At 39.4% G+C, this 22,588-nt stretch carries 20 protein-coding genes; 3 read left to right on the forward strand and 17 right to left on the reverse strand.

The features are described 5' to 3' along the window. Positions 1-144: 144 nt before the first annotated feature. The 4 genes from pflB to IGK53_RS07760 all read right to left on the reverse strand — a co-directional run bounded on the left by pflB (position 145) and on the right by IGK53_RS07760 (position 7,760). A complete protein-coding gene (pflB, locus tag IGK53_RS07745) occupies positions 145-2,376 on the reverse strand; it encodes a formate C-acetyltransferase (RefSeq protein ID WP_002290234.1) in 2,232 nt (743 codons plus the stop codon). A gap of 276 nt (positions 2,377-2,652) precedes the next feature. Continuing rightward, on the reverse strand, positions 2,653-5,103 hold the full coding sequence (gene parC / locus IGK53_RS07750) for a DNA topoisomerase IV subunit A (protein ID WP_002329106.1): 2,451 nt from the start codon (positions 5,101-5,103) through the stop codon (positions 2,653-2,655). Between the two features lie 11 nt (positions 5,104-5,114). Beyond that, on the reverse strand, positions 5,115-7,160 hold the full coding sequence (parE, locus tag IGK53_RS07755; RefSeq protein ID WP_002329105.1) for a DNA topoisomerase IV subunit B: 2,046 nt from the start codon (positions 7,158-7,160) through the stop codon (positions 5,115-5,117). Positions 7,161-7,325: 165 nt separating this feature from the next. Beyond that, on the reverse strand, positions 7,326-7,760 hold the full coding sequence (locus IGK53_RS07760) for a CoA-binding protein (protein ID WP_002329104.1): 435 nt from the start codon (positions 7,758-7,760) through the stop codon (positions 7,326-7,328). A 126-nt stretch (positions 7,761-7,886) separates the two neighbouring features. On the opposite strand from IGK53_RS07760, the gene plsY reads away from it, so the two are divergent. Beyond that, on the forward strand, positions 7,887-8,525 hold the full coding sequence (gene plsY, locus IGK53_RS07765) for a glycerol-3-phosphate 1-O-acyltransferase PlsY (protein WP_002290229.1): 639 nt from the start codon (positions 7,887-7,889) through the stop codon (positions 8,523-8,525). A gap of 144 nt (positions 8,526-8,669) precedes the next feature. Here plsY and IGK53_RS07770 read toward each other — a convergent pair whose 3' ends face one another. The 10 genes from IGK53_RS07770 to ylqF all read right to left on the reverse strand — a co-directional run bounded on the left by IGK53_RS07770 (position 8,670) and on the right by ylqF (position 19,613). Beyond that, on the reverse strand, positions 8,670-9,545 hold the full coding sequence (locus tag IGK53_RS07770) for an aldose 1-epimerase family protein (protein ID WP_002290227.1): 876 nt from the start codon (positions 9,543-9,545) through the stop codon (positions 8,670-8,672). An 81-nt stretch (positions 9,546-9,626) separates the two neighbouring features. Beyond that, a complete protein-coding gene (gene codY, locus IGK53_RS07775) occupies positions 9,627-10,418 on the reverse strand; it encodes a GTP-sensing pleiotropic transcriptional regulator CodY (RefSeq protein WP_002290223.1) in 792 nt (263 codons plus the stop codon). A gap of 15 nt (positions 10,419-10,433) precedes the next feature. Then, entirely contained in the window at positions 10,434-11,834 is a 1,401-nt protein-coding gene (gene hslU, locus IGK53_RS07780; protein WP_002290222.1) for an ATP-dependent protease ATPase subunit HslU, read from the reverse strand. A gap of 13 nt (positions 11,835-11,847) precedes the next feature. Further along, positions 11,848-12,396, reverse strand: coding sequence for an HslVU peptidase proteolytic subunit (hslV, locus tag IGK53_RS07785; RefSeq protein ID WP_002290221.1), 549 nt, complete (start codon positions 12,394-12,396; stop codon positions 11,848-11,850). A 35-nt stretch (positions 12,397-12,431) separates the two neighbouring features. Beyond that, positions 12,432-13,337 (reverse strand): tyrosine recombinase XerC, encoded by a 906-nt coding sequence (gene xerC / locus IGK53_RS07790; RefSeq protein WP_002290220.1) that lies wholly within the window; start codon positions 13,335-13,337, stop codon positions 12,432-12,434. A gap of 197 nt (positions 13,338-13,534) precedes the next feature. Then, positions 13,535-14,911 carry an FADH(2)-oxidizing methylenetetrahydrofolate--tRNA-(uracil(54)-C(5))-methyltransferase TrmFO gene (gene trmFO, locus IGK53_RS07795; protein WP_002372288.1) on the reverse strand — a complete coding sequence of 459 codons (1,377 nt, stop codon included), beginning with the start codon at positions 14,909-14,911 and terminating at the stop codon, positions 13,535-13,537. Then, on the reverse strand, positions 14,880-16,958 hold the full coding sequence (gene topA, locus IGK53_RS07800; protein WP_002290218.1) for a type I DNA topoisomerase: 2,079 nt from the start codon (positions 16,956-16,958) through the stop codon (positions 14,880-14,882). Before topA ends, trmFO begins: the two co-directional genes overlap by 32 nt. Positions 16,959-17,079: 121 nt before the next feature. Beyond that, positions 17,080-17,937, reverse strand: coding sequence for a DNA-processing protein DprA (dprA, locus tag IGK53_RS07805; protein WP_002329103.1), 858 nt, complete (start codon positions 17,935-17,937; stop codon positions 17,080-17,082). A gap of 55 nt (positions 17,938-17,992) precedes the next feature. Further along, positions 17,993-18,760: a ribonuclease HII gene (locus tag IGK53_RS07810; RefSeq protein WP_002290214.1), complete on the reverse strand. Its 768-nt coding sequence runs from the start codon at positions 18,758-18,760 to the stop codon at positions 17,993-17,995. Further along, a complete protein-coding gene (gene ylqF / locus IGK53_RS07815) occupies positions 18,753-19,613 on the reverse strand; it encodes a ribosome biogenesis GTPase YlqF (protein ID WP_002309567.1) in 861 nt (286 codons plus the stop codon). The genes IGK53_RS07810 and ylqF overlap by 8 nt, the downstream gene beginning before the upstream one ends. A 260-nt stretch (positions 19,614-19,873) precedes the next feature. On the opposite strand from ylqF, the gene IGK53_RS07820 reads away from it, so the two are divergent. Together IGK53_RS07820 and IGK53_RS07825 are read left to right on the forward strand one after the other, a co-directional pair. Then, entirely contained in the window at positions 19,874-20,272 is a 399-nt protein-coding gene (locus tag IGK53_RS07820; protein WP_002329102.1) for a VOC family protein, read from the forward strand. A gap of 237 nt (positions 20,273-20,509) precedes the next feature. Then, the gene (locus IGK53_RS07825; RefSeq protein WP_002329101.1) at positions 20,510-21,052 is read left to right on the forward strand and encodes a folate family ECF transporter S component; all 543 of its coding nucleotides are present in this window, start codon (positions 20,510-20,512) and stop codon (positions 21,050-21,052) included. Positions 21,053-21,139: 87 nt separating this feature from the next. Here IGK53_RS07825 and lepB read toward each other — a convergent pair whose 3' ends face one another. The 3 genes from lepB to msrA form a co-directional block, all read right to left on the reverse strand. Further along, the gene (gene lepB, locus IGK53_RS07830) at positions 21,140-21,691 is read right to left on the reverse strand and encodes a signal peptidase I (RefSeq protein ID WP_002290203.1); all 552 of its coding nucleotides are present in this window, start codon (positions 21,689-21,691) and stop codon (positions 21,140-21,142) included. 149 nt (positions 21,692-21,840) lie between these two features. Further along, complete coding sequence (locus IGK53_RS07835) at positions 21,841-22,068, reverse strand: YozE family protein (RefSeq protein ID WP_002290200.1); 228 nt, start codon at positions 22,066-22,068, stop codon at positions 21,841-21,843. Next, the gene (msrA, locus tag IGK53_RS07840; protein ID WP_002288397.1) at positions 22,065-22,583 is read right to left on the reverse strand and encodes a peptide-methionine (S)-S-oxide reductase MsrA; all 519 of its coding nucleotides are present in this window, start codon (positions 22,581-22,583) and stop codon (positions 22,065-22,067) included. Before msrA ends, IGK53_RS07835 begins: the two co-directional genes overlap by 4 nt. Between the last annotated feature and the right edge of the window lie 5 nt (positions 22,584-22,588).

Genomic DNA, 22,588 nt, shown 5'->3' on the forward strand with positions numbered 1-22,588 from the left:
TGTAAAATTTACAGGGACGGAACATACTTGTCCTGCCCCTGTAAATCGTGTCTTTCAAATAAGCATACTGATCATTCGATTATGATGCGAAGGATATCTAACGATCTTTCGGCACTGAGTCGAAAGGCTGTTTCCTAAACTTTTTTACATTCTGTCGTGTGAAGTTCTCATCAAGACATCTAGTTGTTGTTCTCTTGTCAAGTCACGGAATTTAACTGCATAACCAGATACCCGGATCGTCAAGTTCGGATATTTCATTGGATTTTCCATTGCATCACGCAATAGATCATTACTGAATACATTGACATTCAAATGATAAGCCCCTTTTGAGAAGTATCCGTCTAAGACATTACGCAAGTTTTCGATTCTTGTATCTTGTTCTTTTCCAAGACCAGAAGGATTGATTGTTTGGGTATTTGAAATTCCATCCAATGCACAGCCGTAATTCATTTTAGCTGTTGAGTTCAGGCTGGCCAATAACCCACTTTGTTCTGCATTGTAACTTGGGTTTGCTCCTGGCGCAAGTGGTTTTCCAGCTTCACGGCCATCAGGAGTATTTCCTGTATTTTTACCGTAAACAACATTTGAAGTAATCGTCAATAATGAAGTTGTTGGTTTTGAGTTGCGGTAAGTTTTATGACGTTTGATTTGTCCCATGAAGTATTCCAAGATCCATGAAACTAATTCATCTGCACGGTCATCATCATTTCCGTATTTAGGGAAGTCGCCATCTACTTCAAAATCAACTGCTATTCCTTTTTCATTACGGATTGCTTTTACTTTTGCATATTTGATGGCTGACAAGCTGTCTGCCGCATGAGAGATTCCAGCAATACCTGTAGCAAATGTGCGCTGCAAGTCAGAATCCATCAAGGCAAGCTGAGCTGCTTCATAAGAATACTTATCATGCATGTAATGAATGATGTTCAACGTATTGACATATAGTTCTGCTAACCAATCCATCATATTCATGAAGTTATGTTTCACTTCTTCAAAATCTAGTACTTCTGATGTGATTGGACGATATTCTGGTCCAACTTGGGCGCCAGTCACTTCATCGACCCCACCATTGATAGCATATAATAGTGTTTTAGCCAAGTTAGCACGAGCACCAAAGAACTGCATGTCTTTTCCAACAACTGTTCCTGATACACAGCAAGCAATCGCACAATCATCAGAACCCCATTGTTCACGAAGCTGATTGTCATTCTCAAACTGAATCGAAGAACTTTCAATAGCGATTCGGCTCGCATATGTTCTGAATCCTTCTGGAAGGTGTTCAGAGTACAAAACAGTCAAGTTTGGTTCTGGTGAAGGTCCCATATTTGTCAATGTGTGAAGCAGACGGAAATCATTCTTCGTCACTAATGAACGACCATCTAAGCCCATACCAGCAATGGATAAAGTAGCCCAGATAGGGAAACCTGAGAATAATTGGTTGTATTCAGGTGTACGCGCGAATTTGACCATACGTAATTTCATTACTAAGTGATCGATCAATTCTTGCGCTTCTTTTTCTGTGATTACTCCGTTATCCAAATCACGTTGGATATAGATATCAAGGAATGCTGAGATACGTCCGATTGACATCGCAGCGCCATTTTGTGATTTGATTGCTGCTAAATAACCGAAGTATAACCATTGGACAGCTTCTTTTGCATTTGCAGCTGGTTTAGAGATATCATAGCCGTATTTTGCAGCCATTTCTTTCATTTGTGCTAATGCACGATATTGTTCAGTGATTTCTTCACGTAAACGAATCACTTCTTCACTCATCGTATGATAACCAGTCATATCATGATCTTTTTTCTTTTGTTCCATCAAATAGTCGATTCCATACAATGCCACACGACGATAGTCGCCGATGATACGTCCGCGACCGTAAGCGTCTGGAAGCCCTGTAATGATTTTGTTTTTACGAGCTGCACGCATTTCGGCAGTATAAGCATCAAACACCCCTTGATTATGTGTTTTGCGCCAGTCAGTGAAAATATGTGTTAATTCATCGTTTGGTGTATAGCCATTGCTTTTCAGCGCATTGTTAGCCATATTGATTCCACCGAACGGCATGAATGCTTGTTTCAAAGGTTTGTCTGTCTGTAGACCGACGATTTTTTCCAAATCTTTATCCAAATAGCCTGCATCGTGGGAAGTAATGGTTGATACGATTTCTGTGTCCATATCATAGACACCGTTACGTTCGAATTGGATATCATTCATCTTTTGCAATTCATCCCATAATTTTTCTGTTGCTTCTGTTGGGCCTTCCAAAAAGCTGTCATCACCGCGATATTCAGTGTAGTTGTTTTGAATAAAGTCTCTAGTGTCTACGCCTTCTTTCCATTTGGTACCTTTAAATCCATTCCATTGCTCCATTGTATGGACCTCCTAAATTTCTGTTTTATGTAACAGTTTTTACGTGATTAGTATAACACAGCACCTTATCTTTGCAAGGGTTTTCTTGTTTTTTATTTAACAATTTTTATGTTTTATCTATGTATATTGAAAGTAACGTTGATATACCAATATTTAAGCATTGTGAACACTTTCATCTTTTTTTGCAAACGTATAAGGATTTATTAAAAATGAATGAAAAAGAGGGGCCATCTGTATTAATACAGATGGCCCCTCTTCACTAAAATACCATAACAGTTATGATTCGATGAAAATCTCAGGAGCATCGATAACTTCGATGACTTCTCCACCTTTTTTCTCGTCCATAGCAAACGAACCATTCGATGTTCGATCACCTATAGGAAAATCCGTTGGATCAATCGTTATCTGTTGTCCTTTTTGATTCATCAAGGTTATTTCTTTTGATCTTCCTTCCGACATATAGATAATGCGGTGCGGATTTTTTTTCAGCTCACGCATGACCGTCACTCCCCGCTTCGCACGTGAAGTTTGGCTGATTTCTTGAGCAAGCATGCGTTTCACAGCTCCTCGCTGAGTAACGATTACGATCGGCGTATCTCCGTCTGCTAACACAAGCAGTCCATTGACAATCCTATCTCCATCTTTCAAATTCATAGACTTCACTCCAGCTGCCTTTGCTCCAACAACGGGAACATCTGTTAAAGGATAGCGCAAGCCCATTCCTTGATGCGTTACTAAGAACACATCTAAGCCTGGCTGATCTTCTTTCAGATATACAGCAATAAGTTCATCTTCTTCCGCCTTTAGCTTCATACAGCTGAGCGGACGGCTCTTGTAGGTGCGCCATGGTTCGAACTCTGTCATTCGTGTTTGCTTGATCAATCCATTCTTGCTGATGAATACAAATGTTTTCTCTGCTTGGATTTTTTGATATGGGAAAACAGCTAAGATCGATTCATCTACAGACAGATTGGAGATTGTTTGAGAAATGTGTTCGCCAGCATCTTTCCATTTCAAATCGGGTAGTTCATGAACAGGACGGTAGATCACATTTGCTTTATTCGTAATCAGAAGAACATGGTCCAATGTGCTCAATTCACCTGAGTACAGCAAGTAGTCGCCTTCTCGCATCCCGATTTCTTCTGGTTTCGAAGCACTATAAGAACGAAGGCTTGTTCGCTTCACATAGCCTTCTCGTGTCACACTGACGATTACGTCTTCTTGCGCCACTAAAACTTGCGTATCGATTTTGATTTCTTCGATTTCGTCTTCGATTGTCGTCAGACGAGCGGAAGAGTAATTTTTTTTCACTTCTCGCAATTCTTTTTTCATAACAGAGAAAAGCTCTTTGTCGTTTGAAAGGATTTTATTTAACTCTGTGATTTGTGCAATCAAGCTTTCGGATTCCTTTTGAAGCTCTGTGATATCTGTGTTCGTCAAACGATATAGTTGCAATGTGACGATTGCTTCTGCTTGTTCTTCTGTAAATTGGAAAACGTCGACTAAATTCTTTTTGGCGTCTTTTTTGTCTTTACTTTCACGAATCGTTGCGATTACTTCATCCAGAATCGATAAAGCTTTCATCAGGCCTTCCACGATATGCTGTCTTTTTTGAGCTTTGGCTAAATCGAATTGGCTGCGTTTTGTTATGACTTGCTTTCGATGCTCGATATAACTTCTTAAAATGTCTTTCAGTCCAACTTGATGCGGAGTCATATGATCGATAGCGACCATATTGAAATTGTAATTGATCTGTAGCTCAGTGTTTTTGAACAAATAATTCAAAATTCCTTGAGCATTGGCGTCTTTTTTCAATTCAACGACAATTTGCAGACCAGTTCGATCACTTTCATCTCGCACTTCAGTTATTCCGTCGATTTTCTTATTCAAACGGATCTCATCCATTTTTTTCACCAATGTCGCTTTATTTACTTCATATGGGATTTCAGTGATCACGATTTGCTGTTTATTGCCCTTCATTGCTTCTATCTTTGTTTTCGAACGAAGAATAACTTTTCCTCGCCCTGTTTCATAAGCTTTTTTGATTTCATCTTTTCCTTGCAAGATCCCTCCTGTTGGGAAGTCAGGTCCAGGAATATATTCCATCAATTTTTCAAGGCTCGCTTGTGGATGATCGATCATATAGATTGTGCCGTCGATCACTTCAGCTAAGTTATGAGTCGGGATTTCTGTCGCATATCCAGCAGATATACCTGTCGATCCATTGACTAGAAGGTTTGGGTATCGAGCTGGAAGGACTGTTGGTTCTTTTTCTGTATCATCAAAATTCCACACGAGATCGACTGTTTCTTTTTCGATATCTGCTAGCATCTCTCCACTTAACTTGGATAATCTGGCTTCAGTATAACGCATCGCAGCAGGTGGATCACCGTCCATACTCCCGTTATTTCCGTGCATCTCGATCAGTACTTCCCGCAACTTCCAATCTTGGCTCATGCGGACCATCGCTTCATAAATACTGCTGTCACCATGAGGATGATAATTCCCCATGATATTTCCGACAGATTTTGCTGATTTACGGAATCCTTTGTCATACGTATTGCCATCTTTGTTCATGGCAAATAATATCCGGCGTTGTACTGGTTTCAATCCATCACGGATATCAGGCAGTGCACGTTCTTGGATAATATATTTGGAATAACGTCCGAAGCGGTCACCCATCACTTCTTCTAAAGTTAATTCTTGTACTTCTTGTCGATTTTCCATCAGGTGACCTCCTATTCTACTTCAAATAACTGATTGTCTTCGTTTTTATCTGCTCGTTCTTCATCTAACAATTCATTAGAAACCGAAGGAGAGATTTCAGCATCCTCTTTTTTATCTAAGATACTGCCATCTTCTTCCAACGTAAATTGTACGTGATTTTCGATCCATTTTCTTCGAGGTTCTACTTTGTCACCCATTAGTGTGGTTACTCGACGCTCAGCTTGCGCAGCATCGTCGATACGGACGCGGATCAACGTACGGGAAGTTGGATCCATCGTTGTTTCCCACAATTGTTCCGCATTCATCTCTCCAAGTCCTTTATATCGCTGTAGCATATATCCTTTGCCGACTTTTTTAATCATTGCTGCCAATTCGTCATCTGTCCACGCATATTCAATGACTTGCTTCTTCCCTTGTCCTTTGGATACTTTATATAAAGGCGGTAACGCGATATATACTTTCCCAGCTTCAATCAGCGGTTTCATATAACGATAAAAGAAAGTAAGCAGTAATACTTGAATATGAGCGCCGTCAGTATCTGCATCGGTCATGATAATTACTTTGTCGTAATTACAGTCTTCGATAGAAAATTCAGGGCCGACTCCTGCACCAATCGTATAGATCATCGTATTGATTTCTTCATTTTTCAAGATATCTTGCATTTTAGCTTTTTCGGTATTAATGACTTTTCCTCGTAAAGGTAGAATTGCTTGGAACTTTCTGTCTCTTCCTTGTTTAGCAGATCCGCCGGCAGAATCCCCTTCGACTAAATACAATTCATTTTTCTTAGGGTTTCGGGATTGTGCGGGTGTCAATTTTCCTGAAAGAAGAGATTCGCCTTTTTTACGCTTCTTCCCATTTCGGCTTTCTTCTCTGGCTTTACGTGCTGCTTCTCTCGCTTCTCTCGCTTTGATTGCTTTACGGACCAACATCTGGCTCATTTCGCTATTTTCCTGCAAATAAAAGCCCATTTGTTCACTGATGACGTTATCTACTACGGTACGAGCAACTGGCGTACCAAGTTTTTCTTTCGTTTGGCCTTCAAATTGCAGAAGATTTTCAGGTACACGGATAGAGAGAACAGCAGCTAATCCTTCTCTGAAATCACTACCTTCCAGATTCTTGTCCCGTTCTTTCAGCAAGCCGACTTTTCTCGCATATTCGTTATAAGATTTCGTCATTGCCGCTTTCATTCCAGCTTCATGGGTTCCACCATCTTTTGTTCGAACGTTATTGACAAACGATAAGACATTTTCTGAATACCCGTCATTGTATTGATAAGCGACCTCTACTTCGATGCCTTCTTTTTCTCCTGAAAAATAAACGACCGGTGTCAATGTATCTTTTTCTTCATTCAGGTAATCAACAAATTCTTTGATTCCTTCTTCATAATGGAAAACTTCCTTGACTGGTTCTTCTCCCCGAAGATCAGAAAGTGAGATTTTAACGCCTTTTAGAAGAAAGGCAGATTCTCTTAACCGTTCGGCTAAAATTTCATATGAAAATTTTGTTGTACTGAATATTGTATCGTCTGGTAAAAAATGGACAATCGTCCCGTTTGCTTTTTTTGTTTTTCCTATCTTTTTCAACGTACCGTCAGGTTTACCGCCGTTTTTAAATTTCTGCTGATACTCTACGCCATCTCTAACGATTGTTACAGTCAGCCATTTCGATAAGGCATTTACCACACTGGCTCCTACACCGTGAAGTCCACCAGAAGTTTTGTACCCTCCTTGGCCAAACTTTCCGCCAGCATGCAGCACAGTAAAAATCACTTCAACTGTTGGGATTCCGGAAGCATGCATCCCTACAGGCATCCCGCGTCCGCTATCTGCAACAGTTATACTATTGTCTTCATGGATGGTCACATCAATCTCACTGCCATATCCTGATAATGCTTCATCAACTGCATTATCGACGATTTCATAGACTAAATGATGCAAGCCTCGGCTGTCAGTGGATCCAATGTACATCCCTGGTCTTTTTCTAACTGCCTCTAATCCTTCCAATACTTGGATGGACGAGTCATTATATTCGTTGTTTACTTTTTTTGCCAAGGCAAACGCTCCTTCAATAATACTTTGCGGCAAAACCGCACCACGATTATCATACTAGAAAAGGTCGTGAAAAAAAAGAGGTTAGATGAGAAATCAATTTTAATTATCTCCTAACCGCTTTTTCGACATTCCTCTCTATCGATCATCTCTTCTTTGTGGTCATTTTTATTTTTGGTTTTCTTTCAACTTACCAAGTTCAATCTTGATACAGCGATCCATTACGATGTCTGTGCGTCCTGCTTTTCTTAGCATCTCATCTGCTTCTTCGTTTTCGATCCCTAGTTGTGCCCAAAACACTTTAGCATCGGTTTTCAAAAAATCAGCTGCTACTTCAGGTAAAAATTCGCTCCGTCTAAATACATCTACGATATCGATTGGATCATCGATTTCTGTTACATTCGCATAGACTTTCTCTCCTAGAATTTCTTCACCAGCCAATAATGGATTTACTGGTATGATTTTATATCCATTGTCTTGCAATACCTGTGCAACCATGTAACTTGTTCGCTCTGGTTTATTGCTCAAGCCTACGACGGCAATATTTTTTGCTTCTTTCAAATAGTTAAAAATCGTTTCTTGTGTTGGATTTTTTATAGACATTTCTGTCACCCCTTGCTTTTCTTTTTATTTCATCTATTATACTTGTATCTTTCATTTTTTCAATTGTTCCTGTTACCTATTCATGCTAAAATAAAGGATAGTTTTTAACTTGAGAGAGGGTAAAAAATGAAATTGATCTTATTACTTATTTTAGCATATCTTTTAGGTTCTATTCCTTCCGGTGTCTGGATCGGCAAATTGTTTTTCAAAAAAGATATCCGGCAACATGGGAGCGGTAATACTGGAACCACCAATACATTTCGGGTATTAGGCAAAACCGCCGGGATCGTTGTCCTTCTTATGGATATTTTAAAGGGTACATTGGCTACTTGTCTGCCGATGATTTTTCACCTTTCTGGGACTAACCCTCTTTGGTTTGGGGTATGTGCGATTCTTGGTCATACATTTCCGATATTTGCTGGGTTTAAAGGAGGAAAAGCTGTTGCGACAAGTGCAGGAATGCTTTTAGGATTCAATCCTGTATTTTTTGTTTATTCCTGTATCATTTTTATCGTTAGTCTATTTTGTACAAGTATGGTAAGTTTGAGCAGTATGATCAGTGCAGCGTTGATCACTTTATCCACGATTGTCCTTCCTTATGTAGCTCCTGTGATTTTGGCTAAGCCCAATTGGTTGCTGACGATCATTGCCTTTTTAGTCTCTTCCTTTATCTTCTATCGTCACAAAGACAATATCAAGCGTATCAGAAACCATACGGAAAGTCGAATCCCATTTGGTTTGAACAGCAGCAAGAAAAAATCCTGACACTTTTTCAGTCCAAAGAGATAAAACAGGAGTGTGACAAATCCATGTCACACTCCCTTTTTTCGAACAAACGATGTTCCAGAAGCTGACCACTTCTGCCACAACCTCTTATTACTTGATGTAGAATAGCTTTTTTACACCCTCTTACTTCACTGTGATCGAATATTTTGTCTTGAAGATTTCATGGGCACCTAGTTGATTGATTCCTACTTTTTCCATCAAGTTTCCACTGCTATTCACCGTGTCAGCAATTCCACACCATGGTTCGATACACACGAAAGGGGCTTCTTTTGGATAAGGAGACCAGATTCCTACATAAGGCATATCTTTATAGCTTAAAGTTATGCTATGGTAAGATTTTTCACTCCGAATGGCGTACGCATTTAATCCTCTTGTTTCAAAAACCAATGCATCTTGATCAAAAAGCTCCCGATTCAAAGCCAAATTCGTATTTGTTTGTCCTAACGTCTTTTGATCCATATCAATGAATGGGCCTTTCAAAGGCAGGCGTAATCTTGATTTCAATGGAGAAAATGCTAGATAAAAGTCTTCGAATGACAATCCTTCTTCAAGAGGTACATTGAAAGCAGGATGTCCACCGATAGAAAAGAACATTTCTTCTTCACCTGTATTTGCTACTTGGTAATGGACCGTGATACCGTCTCCTCCTAATTCATAACTAATCACTAATTCAAAATCAAAAGGATATTTTTCTAATGTCTCCGGTGTACTCCGCAAGATGAAACTAGCCATTTCTTGTCCATGTTCAATGACTTCAAAATCCATATCTCGGGCAAATCCATGTTGTCCCATTTGATATGTTTTCCCTTGGTAAACATACTGGTCATCTTTTAAGCGTCCAACAAAAGGGAATAAAACTGGTGCATGTCTACCCCAATACGCTGGATCACCTTGCCAGATATACTCTAAACCGTGTTCTTTTGATTTTAAACTGATCAATTCCGCACCGTGTTCAGCGATTTCAGCGATCAGCTGGTCATTTTGAATAATAACAGTCATTGCCATTCCTCCAACTTCGACTTACTTTTTAAAATGGGAAGGCTGGAGCAAACATCTATATCCGCCCCAGTCCCCTTGTTTCTAATAACTATGTTTTGCCAATTCGTCTTTAAAACGGGAATTCAATACTTTTAAATAAGTTCCCTTCATGCCTAACGAGCGAGATTCAATGATTCCAGCTGATTCCAATTTTCGTAAAGCATTGACGATCACAGAACGAGTGATTCCGATGCTATCGGCGATATTAGAAGCAGTCAAACGTCCTTCATCTCCATCCAATGCTTCAAAAATGGCTTGTACAGCCTTTAACTCGCTGTAAGACAATGTGTTGATTGCCATTTGAACAGCCGTTGCACTCCGTACATCAGCTTCGATACTTCGAGACTTCTGATAAAGGATCTGCATACCGACAACCGTAGCTCCATATTCTGCTAAGACGAGATCGTCATCTGCAAACGATTGTTCCATGCGAGATAAAATGATCGTCCCCAGACGTTCGCCAGCTCCAAAGATTGGAACGACAGTCGTCAAACCAAATGGGTATTTTTCTCTTGACTCTACCGGAAACGCAGTAATATCACTTGTAATCGGGATATTAGCTTCAGTTTTCATCAGCTGTGCCACTGTATCAGTGTAAGATTCAGGAAATTGTTTCTCAACAAACATTGTTTTGATTCGTTCATTATTCACATCGTGGCGTTCATTATAACCTAGTAATACTCCGTCACTTCCTATGATATAGGTGTTGCTGTCAAGAATACCACCTAATGTGACAGCCATTTTATCGTAAGGCAAATCTGCTTGCATGTCAAAAGTATTCTTTTGCTGCAAAAGTGTGTTTATCTTGCGGGTTTTCGTTAGCAAGTCTGTCATTGTCGTCCTCCGATTTTATAAAATATAGCGACTTAAATCTTCATTTGCCGCAATTGAGCCAAGTTTGTCATCAACGTATGCTTCTGTGATCGTTATTTCACCCATTTGCATATCTGGTGCTTCAAATAATAGGTCTTCTAATAGTTTTTCCAAAATAGTATGCAGTCTACGTGCACCGATATTATCTGTGTCACGATTGACATCGAAAGCAATTTGAGCGATCCGTTCAATTGCTTCTTTTGTAAATGTAACTGACACATTTTCTGTACCAATCAATGCTACATATTGTTTTATTAAAGCATTATTCGGTTCAGTCAGGATTTTCACAAAATCTTCAGCTGTCAAATCATCTAATTCTACCCGTATTGGGAAGCGTCCTTGAAGTTCTGGAATTAGATCACTTGGTTTAGACAAATGGAAAGCTCCTGAAGCAATGAATAGGACGTGATCTGTTTGGATGATCCCATATTTTGTGTTTACTTGTGAACCTTCGACAATTGGCAATATGTCTCTTTGGACGCCTTCTCTGGATACTTCTCCAGATTGCTGTGATTTAGAAGTAATCTTATCGATTTCGTCGATAAAGATAATCCCGCTTTCTTCTGCTAATTTGATTGCCTCGCTGTGGATATCAGCATCCTTGACTAGTTTTGCTGATTCTTCTTTGATTAATAACTCTAAAGCTTCTTTGACCGTTACCGTCCGTTCCACTTTTTTCTTCGGTGTTAAAGCACCTAACGTTTCATTTAGGTCGATCCCCATTTGCTCCAATCCATTGTTCATCATTGGTGCAGGTTTCTTTTGATCTTCGACTTCAATGGTTACTTCACGATTGTCCAGTAATCCCTTTTGTAGTTGTTCCAAAACTGTACGGCGGTTGATCCGAATATCTTCTGTCACTTCTTCTTGTGGTTCAGCGTTGTTTTGCTGACTAGCATTAAAAAGATTCATCATTTGTTCAAATTGATTAGTGGATTGTTTCTGTTCTTTTTTTATACCAGGCACTAAGATTTTTACCAAACGTTTTTCAGCATTTTTTTTAGCACTTGTGTATACACGGCTGTATTGCTCTTTTTCTACGATTTGGATCGCATTTTCTACTAAATCCCGGACCATTGATTCTACATCTCTTCCGACATAACCGACTTCAGTAAATTTTGTTGCTTCGACTTTGACAAATGGTGCATTGACGATTTTGGCCAAACGTCGCGCGATTTCTGTTTTACCGACCCCTGTAGGTCCGATCATCAGCATATTTTTGGGTGTAATATCTTGTTGCATTTTTTCATCTAACTGCAAACGGCGGTAGCGGTTACGCAAAGCGACGGCAACAGATTTTTTTGCTGCATGCTGTCCTACGATGTACTCGTCTAATTCACTTACGATTTGTCTTGGTGTTTGTTTCAATTCATACATATTTACTCACCTCTTACAGTTCTTCTACGATAATATTATGATTAGTAAAGATACAGATGTCTGCGGCAATATTTAACGCATTTTCTGCAATTTCTTTCGCACTCATGTCATTTTGAGCATAATTTTTCATTGCTCGGGCTGCGGCCAACGCAAAATTCCCGCCTGATCCGATAGCTAAGATGCCATCATCTGGCGTAATCACTTCTCCTGTACCTGAAACAAGAAGCATTTCTTTCTCATTCATTACGATCAGCATCGCTTCAAGTTTTTGCATAGATTGCTGTGTCCGCCATTCTTGAGCTAATTCAACAGCTGCACGTTGCAGATTTCCATTGTATTCGTTCAGTTTGCCTTCAAATTTTTCTTCTAAAGTAAATGCATCTGCGACACTTCCGGCGAAACCTACAACGACTTCGCCATTGTAGATACGTCGTACTTTCTTTGCTGTGCCTTTCATGACAACAGATTCACCCATTGTTACTTGGCCATCTCCAGCCATGGCAAATTTTCCGTCTTTTTCGACAGCACAGATTGTGGTTGAATGAAATGGTGATTCGACCATGTTTGTTTCCTCCTAAATTTGTTCTTTTCCTTATTTTACGCTCTTGGATGGAATGAACGATAGTTTTTTTGTAAACTTTCTTTTGTTACATGGGCATAGATCTGGGTAGTTGATAAATTGGCATGTCCTAACAATTCTTGGACTGTCCGCAAATCTGCCCCATTATTTAATAAATGAGTGGCGAATGTATGGCGCAGCATGTGGGGATGGATATCGCTATCCAAACTGCTTTTTTTGATCATCTGATTCAAGACATATTCAATACCAGTAGGCGTGATTGGTTTTCCATGATGATTCACAAAAACAATATCATGCTCTTCGTGATATTTTGTCATCAATACCTGACGGCCTTCTGTAAAATATTCTTGTAGAGCATCTTGGGCAAAAGAACCTAGAGGCGCGTATCTCTCCTTGTTTCCTTTACCATGAATCAACATGACCTCTGAATCAAAATCAATGTCTGATACCAACAGATTGCTACACTCGCTTAAACGGATACCAGATCCGTAAAGGACTTCCAGCAAAGCGCGGTTCCTCAAATCTAGAGGACTATCTCCTGCTACGCTGTCAAAAAGTGCTTGCATTTCATTTTCATAAAAAAAGCGTGGCAATCTCAAATTTTTCTTTTTGAGATGAACGTAAGAAAATGGATTTTCTTTTATCACTTCTTCTTTGAGAAGGTACTGATAAAACGAACGTAGGCTAGCTATCTTGCGACTGATAGAGTTTCTGCTATAGCTGGGGCGATGATCAGCTAATGCACTCAAATAGACACGAACCGTAAAGTATTCCGCCTTCAGCAGATCAGCGTCTCCAGATTCCTCCAAGAAATGTTTAAAATGGAGAATATCTTCTTCATATGCTTCTTTCGTTTTTTCTGAATATCCTCTTTCGACAATCAAATAACGCAAAAATTTTTGTTCCCACGTGGCTTCCGTCATTTTCTCACCTTCCTTTTGTCCCAGAGAATAATTTAGCACAGCGTCTACAAAAAGACAAATAAATTGTCAGAATTTAACCAATATTTCTAAGTTTGTTCACAATTAATGCAATTCCCCACATTTTGTTTGAGAAATCCTTAAGAAAAACGCAAGAAAAAGAGCGAGACTATCCGTCTCACCCTCTTCATCGAGTTTGCTCACTCATTTGGGACTGCTGTTTTTTCTAATTCTTTTTTTATTGTCTCATTAGCTTTTAAAGCGCGTTGGGCAATTGCTTCATATCTTGCTTTTTTGTCCCGAATGCGTTCCGGCAATTCAGGAAACAGACCGTAGTTGGCATTCATTGGTTGGAAATGTTTTCCTTCCGCATGAGTAATGTAATAAGCCATGCTTCCAATAGCTGTTTCTTGTGGAAACTCGACTGGTTCCATTTCTTTTGCTAAGCGTGCGGCATTGATTCCAGCAAGTAATCCGCTTGCTGCACTTTCAACATAGCCTTCTACACCAGTCATCTGACCTGCAAAGAACAAATCTTCGCGTTTCGTTGATTGATACGTCGGTTTCAGTAATTCTGGCGAATTCATAAAGCTATTTCGGTGCATAACACCATAGCGAACGAATTCAGCATTTTCCAATCCAGGAATCATCCGGAAAACACGTTTTTGCTCGCCCCATTTCAAGTGAGTTTGGAAGCCCACGATGTTGTATAAAGAAGCTGCAGCATTGTCTTGACGTAGCTGGATAACAGCATAAGGGCGTTTGCCAGTTTTAGGATCTTCCAATCCAACTGGTTTCATAGGACCAAAAAGCATTGTTTTGAATCCACGCTGTGCCATTACTTCGATTGGCATACATCCTTCAAAATATTTTTCTTTTTCAAAAGATTTAAGTTCTGCCACTTCGGCATTGATTAGTGCCTCATGGAAAGCTTTGAATTCCTCTTCTGTCATCGGACAGTTCAAGTAAGCTGCTTCTCCTTTGTCATAGCGGGACTTCAAATATACTTTATCCATATCGATCGTAGCTTTGTCTACGATCGGTGCAGCTGCGTCGTAGAAATAAAAACCATCTGAACCATTGAATGCTTTGATGCTTTCTGCCAATGGATGAGAAGTCAACGGTCCTGTTGCTACTACGGTGATTCCTTCTGGTATTTCAGTAATTTCTTCGTTTATCACTGTTACTAATGGATGCTCTTTGACTTTTCGGGTAATCGTTTCAGAAAAAGAATCTCGGTCAACAGCTAAAGCACCACCAGCTGGCACTGCTGTTTCATCTGCCGAAGTGATTACTACTGAATTCAATCGTCGCATTTCTTCTTTCAATAATCCTACTGCGTTAGCCAAACTGTTTCCTCTTAGTGAATTGGAACATACTAGTTCAGCAAAATTACTTGTGTGATGCGCCTCAGTCGATTTGACTGGACGCATTTCATATAAACGGACAGGTACTCCTGCTTGTGCGATCTGCCAAGCAGCTTCACTTCCGGCAAGTCCTGCTCCAACAACATTTACCATTTTCAATGAAAGAACCTCTTTTCTATTATTTTTGGATGTCTTCTTCGTAGTCTCCATTTACACAGACTACTTGTTTGCCACCTTTGACTTTCTTTTCGACCAGATATCCGTCACATTTTGGACAATTTCTGCCCACTGGTTTATCCCAAGAAGTGAATTCACATTCTGGGAAACGAGAACAACCGTAGAACAGTCTGTTTTTCTTAGATTTTCGTTCGATGACTTGCCCTTCATGACATACTGGACAAGTCACACCGATTTCTTTTACGATCGGTTTGGTATTCCGACAATCAGGAAAATTGCTACAAGCATAAAACTTCCCGTATTTCCCTAATTTTATCACCATCGGATGTCCACAGACATCACAATCGAATCCTGCTGGTTCATCTTTGATTTGGATTTTTTCGATTTTTTCTTCCGCATTCGTCAGTTCTTTTTCAAACGGTTTATAGAAACGATCGACTACTTTGACCCACGCTTCCGTGCCTTCTTCGATTTTATCCAAATCTCCTTCCATTTCTGCTGTGAAATGGATATCGACGATTTGAGGGAAGAATTCACAGATCAGCGAATTGACAATCTCTCCTAATTCTGTCGGCTCAAATCTTTTTTGTGTCAATTTTACATAGTAGCGTCTTTGGATCGTATCAAGTGTTGGTGCATAAGTGGAAGGTCGCCCTACCCCGTTTTCTTCTAGTGCACGAATCAACGTAGCCTCACTGAAACGTGCAGGTGGTTGAGTAAAATGCTGTTTTGGTTCAATATCAACAGATTGGACGACATCGCCTTCTTCAAGTTCTGGAAGAATATTTTCTTTCTCTTCTTTGCCGTCGTCTCTACCTTCCACATACACTTGCATGAATCCTTTGAATTTGATTTTTGAACCGTTCGCAATGAAGATCACACCATTTTGTTCTAATGTTACTTTCATTGTATCTAAAATAGCCGGCGTCATCTGACTAGCCACAAAACGTGACCAGATCAATGTATAAAGTTTCAATTGATCTTTATCTAAATATTGTTTGAGTTCTTCTGGTGTACGAAGCACACTCGTTGGACGCACAGCTTCATGGGCATCTTGTGCGCCTTGAGCATTTTTGATCTTTCGGTGATCATGTCTAGAAAATTCTTTTCCATACGTATCTTCAATAAATGCTGCGGCCTCTGCTTTTGCTGTATCGGCAATCCGGGTAGAATCAGTACGCATGTATGTAATCAAGCCGACTGTTCCTTGTTTACCCAAAGTGATTCCTTCATATAATTGTTGTGCTACCATCATGGTTTTTCTTGTTCGAAAGTTTAATTTACGGGCAGCTTCCTGTTGCAGGCTACTTGTAGTGAAAGGATTCGCAGGGTTTCTTTTGCGCTCTTTCTTTTCTACTTTTTTAACTTCGAAGTCTGTTCCATCAATTCTAGCAGTGACTTCTTTTACACTTTGTGCATCTGGTAATTTCTTTTTCTTACCGTCGATTCCCCAGAAATTTGCTTTGAATTTCTTGCGAGCTTTTTTAAAATTACCGTCGATGCTCCAATATTCTTCTGGAACAAATTCTCGGATCTCTTTTTCACGGTCAATAATAATTTTTAAAGCGACAGATTGGACACGTCCTGCACTTAACCCTTTCTTGACTTTGCGCCAAAGAATAGGGCTGATCGAATAACCAACGATTCTGTCTAAGGTACGACGTGCTTGCTGTGCATCTACTAAATCTACATCGATCGTTCTTGGTTCCTTAAAGGCTGCTTTGACTGCATCTTTTGTGATTTCATTGAAGACCACCCGATTTTTTTCTTTCAGATCCAACCCAAGTAGGTACGCTAAATGCCAAGCAATCGCTTCTCCTTCTCTATCCGGGTCACTTGCCAAGTAAACTTTTTGAGCTTTTTTTGCTGCGGCTTTCAGGCTTTTGATGACATCGCCTTTTCCGCGTATAGAAATATAATGGGGTTCATAATTGTTTTCAAAATCGATACCCATTTTACTTTTCGGTAAATCTCTTATATGGCCAACACTGGCCATTACTTTATAGTTTCGTCCAAGATATTTCTCAATCGTCTTGGCTTTTGCAGGTGATTCTACAATCACTAAATATTTATACGCCATTACTGAATGGACTCCTTTCCATTGTCGTGTTCCTACTATTAAAAGAGGATTCATACAAATCGTAGCTAATCATATCCATTCAGAAAACGTTTGTCAAGAAAAGCAAATGAAAAGTATGGTGTTATTCTTTAAATTCTGCCAAGATATCTTCACCCGAAACCGTGCAAACTGCACCGTCTTGGATCAAATGATGACATCCGGTAGAATGTTCTGTTAAAATATTTCCTGGAACAGAAAAAACTGTTCTTCCAAGATCCAATGCTTGCTGTGCTGTTATCAGAGAGCCGCTTTTTTTCTTGGCTTCAAAGACACATGTTCCTTTAGACAAAGCTGCGATAATACGATTTCTCATTGGAAAACGATGCTTTTTCGGGCCGGATTGAGGAGGATATTCACTCAAAAGAAGATGATCATTTGCAATCACCTCTTGCAGGTCACGATTTTCAGCAGGATAAACTTGCTCTATCCCTGTTCCAATGACCGCGATTGTCCGTCCACCATGAGAGATTGCTGCTTGGTGACTGTAGGTATCTATCCCTTTCGCGCAGCCGCTGACGATCACATATCCAGCTTCTACCACTGGTTTTAGTAAATAATACACTGTTTTTTTGGCTAAAGCAGAAGTACGTCTTCCACCAACAACGCTCAACATATTACAAGAAAGTAAAGACAAGTCACCACTGTAAAACAGGACAATTGGCGGATAGGTCAAGTGAAGCAACTGAGGGGGATAGTTGGGATCAAAGCAAGTAACAAACGACTGTTTCGATTGGATATTGTCCCAATTATTGTGAATTTCTTGCCAACTTGTACGGAACAGCTCCCGATGTGCGGTGATTTTTCCTATCTTAACGATGTCTTCAAATCCAATTTCTTTGTAAGGATACTGCATCATCCAGTTAGCAAGTGCCCATTTCCCTTGGCTACTGATTCCTTTTGCATAAGCAAGTTTCAATAAATTCTCTTCTATTTGATACATCATAAAACCGCCTTTCGTCTCTCTTTCTAATAAGATACGTAAAAGCGGCTGTTTTTTATTGTAAATATTTTTTTACAGGTGCAAAACTTTTGCGATGGATTGGCGTAATCCCTTGTCTTTCAAGTCCTTCTAAGTGTTCCTTTGTTCCATAGCCTGCATTATGCGAGAAACCATACCCAGGATAAAGCACGTCATATTCTTTCATCAATTGGTCTCGATATACTTTAGCAATGATACTTGCAGCCGCAATCGACACAGATCGTGCATCCCCTTTGATTATTTTTTCCTGCTGTATAGGCAAATCCAAGGTCATCGCATCGATCAACAAATAGCTTGGTGCAATAGACAAGTTTTCTACTGCTTGGATCATCGCCAATTTACTTGCTTCATAAATATTCACTTCATCGATTGCCTGCTGATCAATGATTCCGATCCCGATGGCCAAAGCTTTTTCTTGAATTTGTTGAGAAAGAAGTTCTCGTTTTTTCTCTGATAACTGTTTTGAATCATTCAGCCCTAATATGATCTCATTTTTCGGCAAGATAACTGCAGCTGCCACGACAGGTCCAGCTAACGGTCCTCTTCCTACTTCATCAATGCCGGCAATCCATTGGTGACCTTGTGCGTACCCTTGTTTTTCAAAGCAAAACATTTCTTCATATTTTTCCTTGATCAATGCCTCTTTTTTCAATCGTCGTTCAAAAGAAACTAGCGCTTGCTGTACGCCTTTGCGTGGATCGTTTCTCAATGATTCTAGTGTAGGATCATCTATTCTCTGTATGCTTTTCAATCGTTCTTTGATACTTTGGATGGATTCAGTCATCGCTTTTTTGCTCCATTTCTTCGCAACGATCCAATGTGTATCGACCAAGTTTTCCTTGACGGATATCATGCACGACTAGTTCGCTGCCGCGATCATAGTCTTCTTTATACCCACGTTTTGCTGTGATATCCATCAGCAATTCCGGTGCCAATTTTTCTTCTTGCTCGATTGGCAAACCATAACGATCGCTGATTCTTCCTGAATAATATCGGGCAAAAAAGTCCAATCCGTAAATCGCCAAATCATCTAAATGGACAAGTTGGTCTTTGATGGCGCCTGTCAGCGCTAGTTTTTTGCCGATTTCTTCATCTTCAAATTTAGGCCATAAAATCCCTGGTGTGTCTAACAATTCCAACTCGTTACCCAAACGAAGCCACTGCTGACCTTTTGTTACACCTGGTTTATTTCCTGTCTGAGCAATTTTTTTGCCTACTAGTCGATTCATCAACGTAGACTTTCCAACATTCGGAATACCCAACACCATTGCCCGAATAGCGCGAGGCTTGATCCCACGAGCAGCGTCTCTTGCTCGTTTTTCTTTCAACGCTTCTTTAGCTGCAGGTACTAGCCCTTTGATTCCTTTACTTTCTTGTGCCGTGATAGCTAACGCAAGGTGGCCTTGCTTACGAAAATATTCTTGCCACAGCTTTGTCTGTTGTGGATCTGCCAGATCCGCTTTATTCAACAAAACAAGCCGAGGCTTTTGCTGAATGATCTGATCTAGCATTGGATTACGAGAAGATAAAGGTAAACGTGCATCTACCAATTCAAATACGATGTCCACATATTTCATTTTTTCAGAAACTTCTCGTCGGGCTTTTGCCATGTGTCCTGGAAACCATTGGATGGTCATTGTTCTCTCCATTCCTTTCATATCGGAATATTCTCCAACTTTACTTGTTTTTTATTTTTCAATACATATTCACTTTTTCTATTATAAAAAAATCCTATCTATTAGTTAAGTGAAAGTGAACCAGTCCTCATTCTATCACATCTTCTCTTTTTTGATGATGTAAATTTTTTATTTTGATTTCTGTATACGAGCCTGATTTTTTGACAGCGTTTCCTAAATAAGAGATGATAGACGAACAAAGCAGAAAGGAGACGAAACAAATGAATAGTATGGTTTTTGTTAATTTTCCTGTTGCCGATGTCAATCGTTCCGTTGCTTTTTATGAAAAGCTTGGGTTTAAAAAAAATGAAGAATTCTCTACTGAAGAAGCTAGTTCAATGGTGTGGGATGACACTTTTTGGGTGATGCTCCTCTCTCATGATTTTTATAAAAAATTTATAAAAGATAAAGAAATAGCCGATAATAAAAAAACAAGTGGTGCTTTGATTTCGTTTAGCATGGACAACGCGGACAAAGTAAAAAAATTCGCTCAAATTGCAAAAGAAAATGGTGGTACTTTCCACGAAGTCGATATGGGAATACCTGAAGAAAAAATGTTTTCATTAGAAGTCCAAGATTTGGATGGAAACACATTAGAACCCGTATGGATGAAGATGTAAGCAGATAACGAAACTGACGTTTTTGTAACAAAAAAAATAGAGATGGGTGATACGATAAGTATTCTCCACCTCTATTTTTTTCGATCGTACAATTGCCTTTTTTACAGTTTATAAAAGCAGTCTTCTTCTCCTTTTATTAGTCGTTGGATGGTTACTTGTGTAAATCGCCAATGTGTCATGACACATTGGCGATTTTATGGTATCCTTTTCTTATTAACTGACAAAGGAGAGAATATTTTGAACACTTTGATTGCAAAAGACGTTTTTAGATTGCCTGAAATGAATGCAAGATTGTTATCGACCTCTGCCCTTTTATTAGGCCTTGATGTCATCTTATACAAGATAGCGATTGGTCCTGCTTATTTTCAAGTCACATTCGGATTTTTAAGTATGGCGCTTATGGGTTATCTATATGGGCCGATCTGGGCTGGTTTGCTTGAAATGTTGTCGAACACTTTGAATTTCACAATATTTGGTTCAGATACGTTTCAAGCTGCTTTTCTTATCACAGCATTCCTTGGTGGGTTTATCAATGGCTTATTTTTATATCATAAAAAGATAAATCTGCTTTCCGTCATCGCCGCCCAACTATTGATTATGATTCCAGTTAGCCTTTTTATCAATTCTTGGCTGATGTCTGTTTTATTTGGTGCAGATTTCAAAGTGATTTTTCTAGGTAGGGTTATCAGGAATATGATCCAGATTCCTATTCAAGTAACAGTCGTTTATTCATTTATCAAAGCTTTAGAGGCTAGAAAAATGTTTAAACGAGCTGTTTGATTTTATGTACTAAGGTAATATGCTGATTTTGGACCAAACGATAAAGAGGTTGTGACAAAAGAATGGTCACAACCTCTTTATTATTTCTCACTGGATCCATTTTATTTCATCAAGCGGATAATACACGAATCTTGCTTTACCTAAAATATCCGTTTTATTGATCGTACCAAATGAGCGGCTATCTTTTGAAACTCTTCGATTATCTCCAAGTACAAAGTAACTATCTTCGGGAAGCTTCGATTGTCCCGTCAGTTCTTGTAGTGTGAAGTCCGTCGTATAGGACGCATTTGCATGATCTGACTTCATGTTTTTAGTTAGATAAGGCTCCTTCACTACTTTTCCATTGATCTTCAATTGATCATTTTGGTAGCTAACATTTTCTCCTGGAAGCCCGATTACTCGTTTGATATAAATCGTCCCATCTGCTAATTGAAAAACAACAATATCAAATCGTCTGATCTCCGAAAATTTTTCCATCACAACCATGTCGCCTTGTTTCAAGACATTTTCCATTGAATTGCCTTCTACTGGTACAGGGATGAACAAAAATCCCCGCAACATGAACGCAATGAATACAGAAACAAGTAAGTATTTGAATATAAGCCAGAAGCGATCAATATAGCGTTGTTTTTTTGTCAATCTCTATCAATCCATCCCTTGTTTTTTCATTCTTTCTTTATTATAAGAAAAATAGCAAAAAAATGCGACTAGATAGCTGAAATAAAAATAATTCTTTCTATCAAACTGTTGGACAAAAAGCGCTTGGATCATAAATGGAAAGCCAATTTTTATAAGTCATGATTGTTCTCTAAATATTTTTCCCAGGCTTCGTCAAAAATATCCATGGATGGCAAATAGTCGACATTCAATTCTAGATAACTAGAAATTTCTTCGTAGCTAGAGCTGTGCTTAGGGAATTGGATATCTTTACCGGCTTCTGTAGCAAAAATAGATAAAGTATCGTGTACACCACCGCCTCGCAGTGTCATTAAATAGTGAAAAAAGCTTCGATTCACCCTTCGTTCCTCCAATTTTCTTCAATAAAGGCAGCCCGGCGTGCATGGTTTCTTTTAAAATTTTCAGGATGCTTTTTATAATACTCTTGATGGTCTTCTTCTGCTAGATAAAATGGTTGGGCTGGTTCGATTTTCGTAACGATTGGCTGTTCGAAACGTCCACTTTCAGCTAGCTGTTTCTTACTTTTTTCAGCAATGATCCGTTGTTCTTCTGTCAAATAAAAGATGACCGGACGGTAATTGTCGCCGCGATCCTCAAATTGTCCAAAAGCATCAGTCGGATCCGTTTGCTGCCAGTAAAGTTCTACTAACTGTTCATATGAAATCAATGTTGGATCATAGATAATCTCCACTGCTTCCGTATGTCCAGTCGTTTGGCTTTTTACTTGTTCATAAGTTGGATCTGGTACGTGTCCTCCAGTATATCCTGACATCACTGTATGAATACCAGGAAGCGTATCGAAAGGTTGGATCATACACCAGAAGCAGCCTCCTGCAAATATTGCTCGTTCCATTATTA

The organism is Enterococcus sp. DIV1224 (genome assembly GCF_050555455.1).
In the GTDB taxonomy this organism is placed as follows: domain Bacteria; phylum Bacillota; class Bacilli; order Lactobacillales; family Enterococcaceae; genus Enterococcus_B; species Enterococcus_B lactis.

Excerpts from the sequence above, each read along its gene's own strand:
- parC (WP_002329106.1), bottom strand. The coding sequence starts at position 5,103 with ATGGAAAATCGACAAGAAGTACAAGAATTAACTTTAGAAGAAGTGATG.
- hslU (WP_002290222.1), bottom strand. The coding sequence starts at position 11,834 with ATGTATGAATTGAAACAAACACCAAGACAAATCGTAAGTGAATTAGAC.
- topA (WP_002290218.1), bottom strand. The coding sequence starts at position 16,958 with ATGGCGTATAAATATTTAGTGATTGTAGAATCACCTGCAAAAGCCAAG.
- dprA (WP_002329103.1), bottom strand. The coding sequence starts at position 17,937 with ATGTATCAAATAGAAGAGAATTTATTGAAACTTGCTTATGCAAAAGGA.
- trmFO (WP_002372288.1), bottom strand. The coding sequence starts at position 14,911 with ATGGAGACTACGAAGAAGACATCCAAAAATAATAGAAAAGAGGTTCTT.
- ylqF (WP_002309567.1), bottom strand. The coding sequence starts at position 19,613 with ATGACCATCCAATGGTTTCCAGGACACATGGCAAAAGCCCGACGAGAA.
- xerC (WP_002290220.1), bottom strand. The coding sequence starts at position 13,337 with ATGACGGAAGCCACGTGGGAACAAAAATTTTTGCGTTATTTGATTGTC.
- hslV (WP_002290221.1), bottom strand. The coding sequence starts at position 12,396 with ATGGTCGAATCACCATTTCATTCAACCACAATCTGTGCTGTCGAAAAA.
- pflB (WP_002290234.1), bottom strand. The coding sequence starts at position 2,376 with ATGGAGCAATGGAATGGATTTAAAGGTACCAAATGGAAAGAAGGCGTA.
- IGK53_RS07820 (WP_002329102.1), top strand. The coding sequence starts at position 19,874 with ATGAATAGTATGGTTTTTGTTAATTTTCCTGTTGCCGATGTCAATCGT.
- codY (WP_002290223.1), bottom strand. The coding sequence starts at position 10,418 with ATGACAGACTTGCTAACGAAAACCCGCAAGATAAACACACTTTTGCAG.
- IGK53_RS07770 (WP_002290227.1), bottom strand. The coding sequence starts at position 9,545 with ATGACTGTTATTATTCAAAATGACCAGCTGATCGCTGAAATCGCTGAA.
- IGK53_RS07760 (WP_002329104.1), bottom strand. The coding sequence starts at position 7,760 with ATGTCTATAAAAAATCCAACACAAGAAACGATTTTTAACTATTTGAAA.
- msrA (WP_002288397.1), bottom strand. The coding sequence starts at position 22,583 with ATGGAACGAGCAATATTTGCAGGAGGCTGCTTCTGGTGTATGATCCAA.
- IGK53_RS07810 (WP_002290214.1), bottom strand. The coding sequence starts at position 18,760 with ATGACTGAATCCATCCAAAGTATCAAAGAACGATTGAAAAGCATACAG.
- plsY (WP_002290229.1), top strand. The coding sequence starts at position 7,887 with ATGAAATTGATCTTATTACTTATTTTAGCATATCTTTTAGGTTCTATT.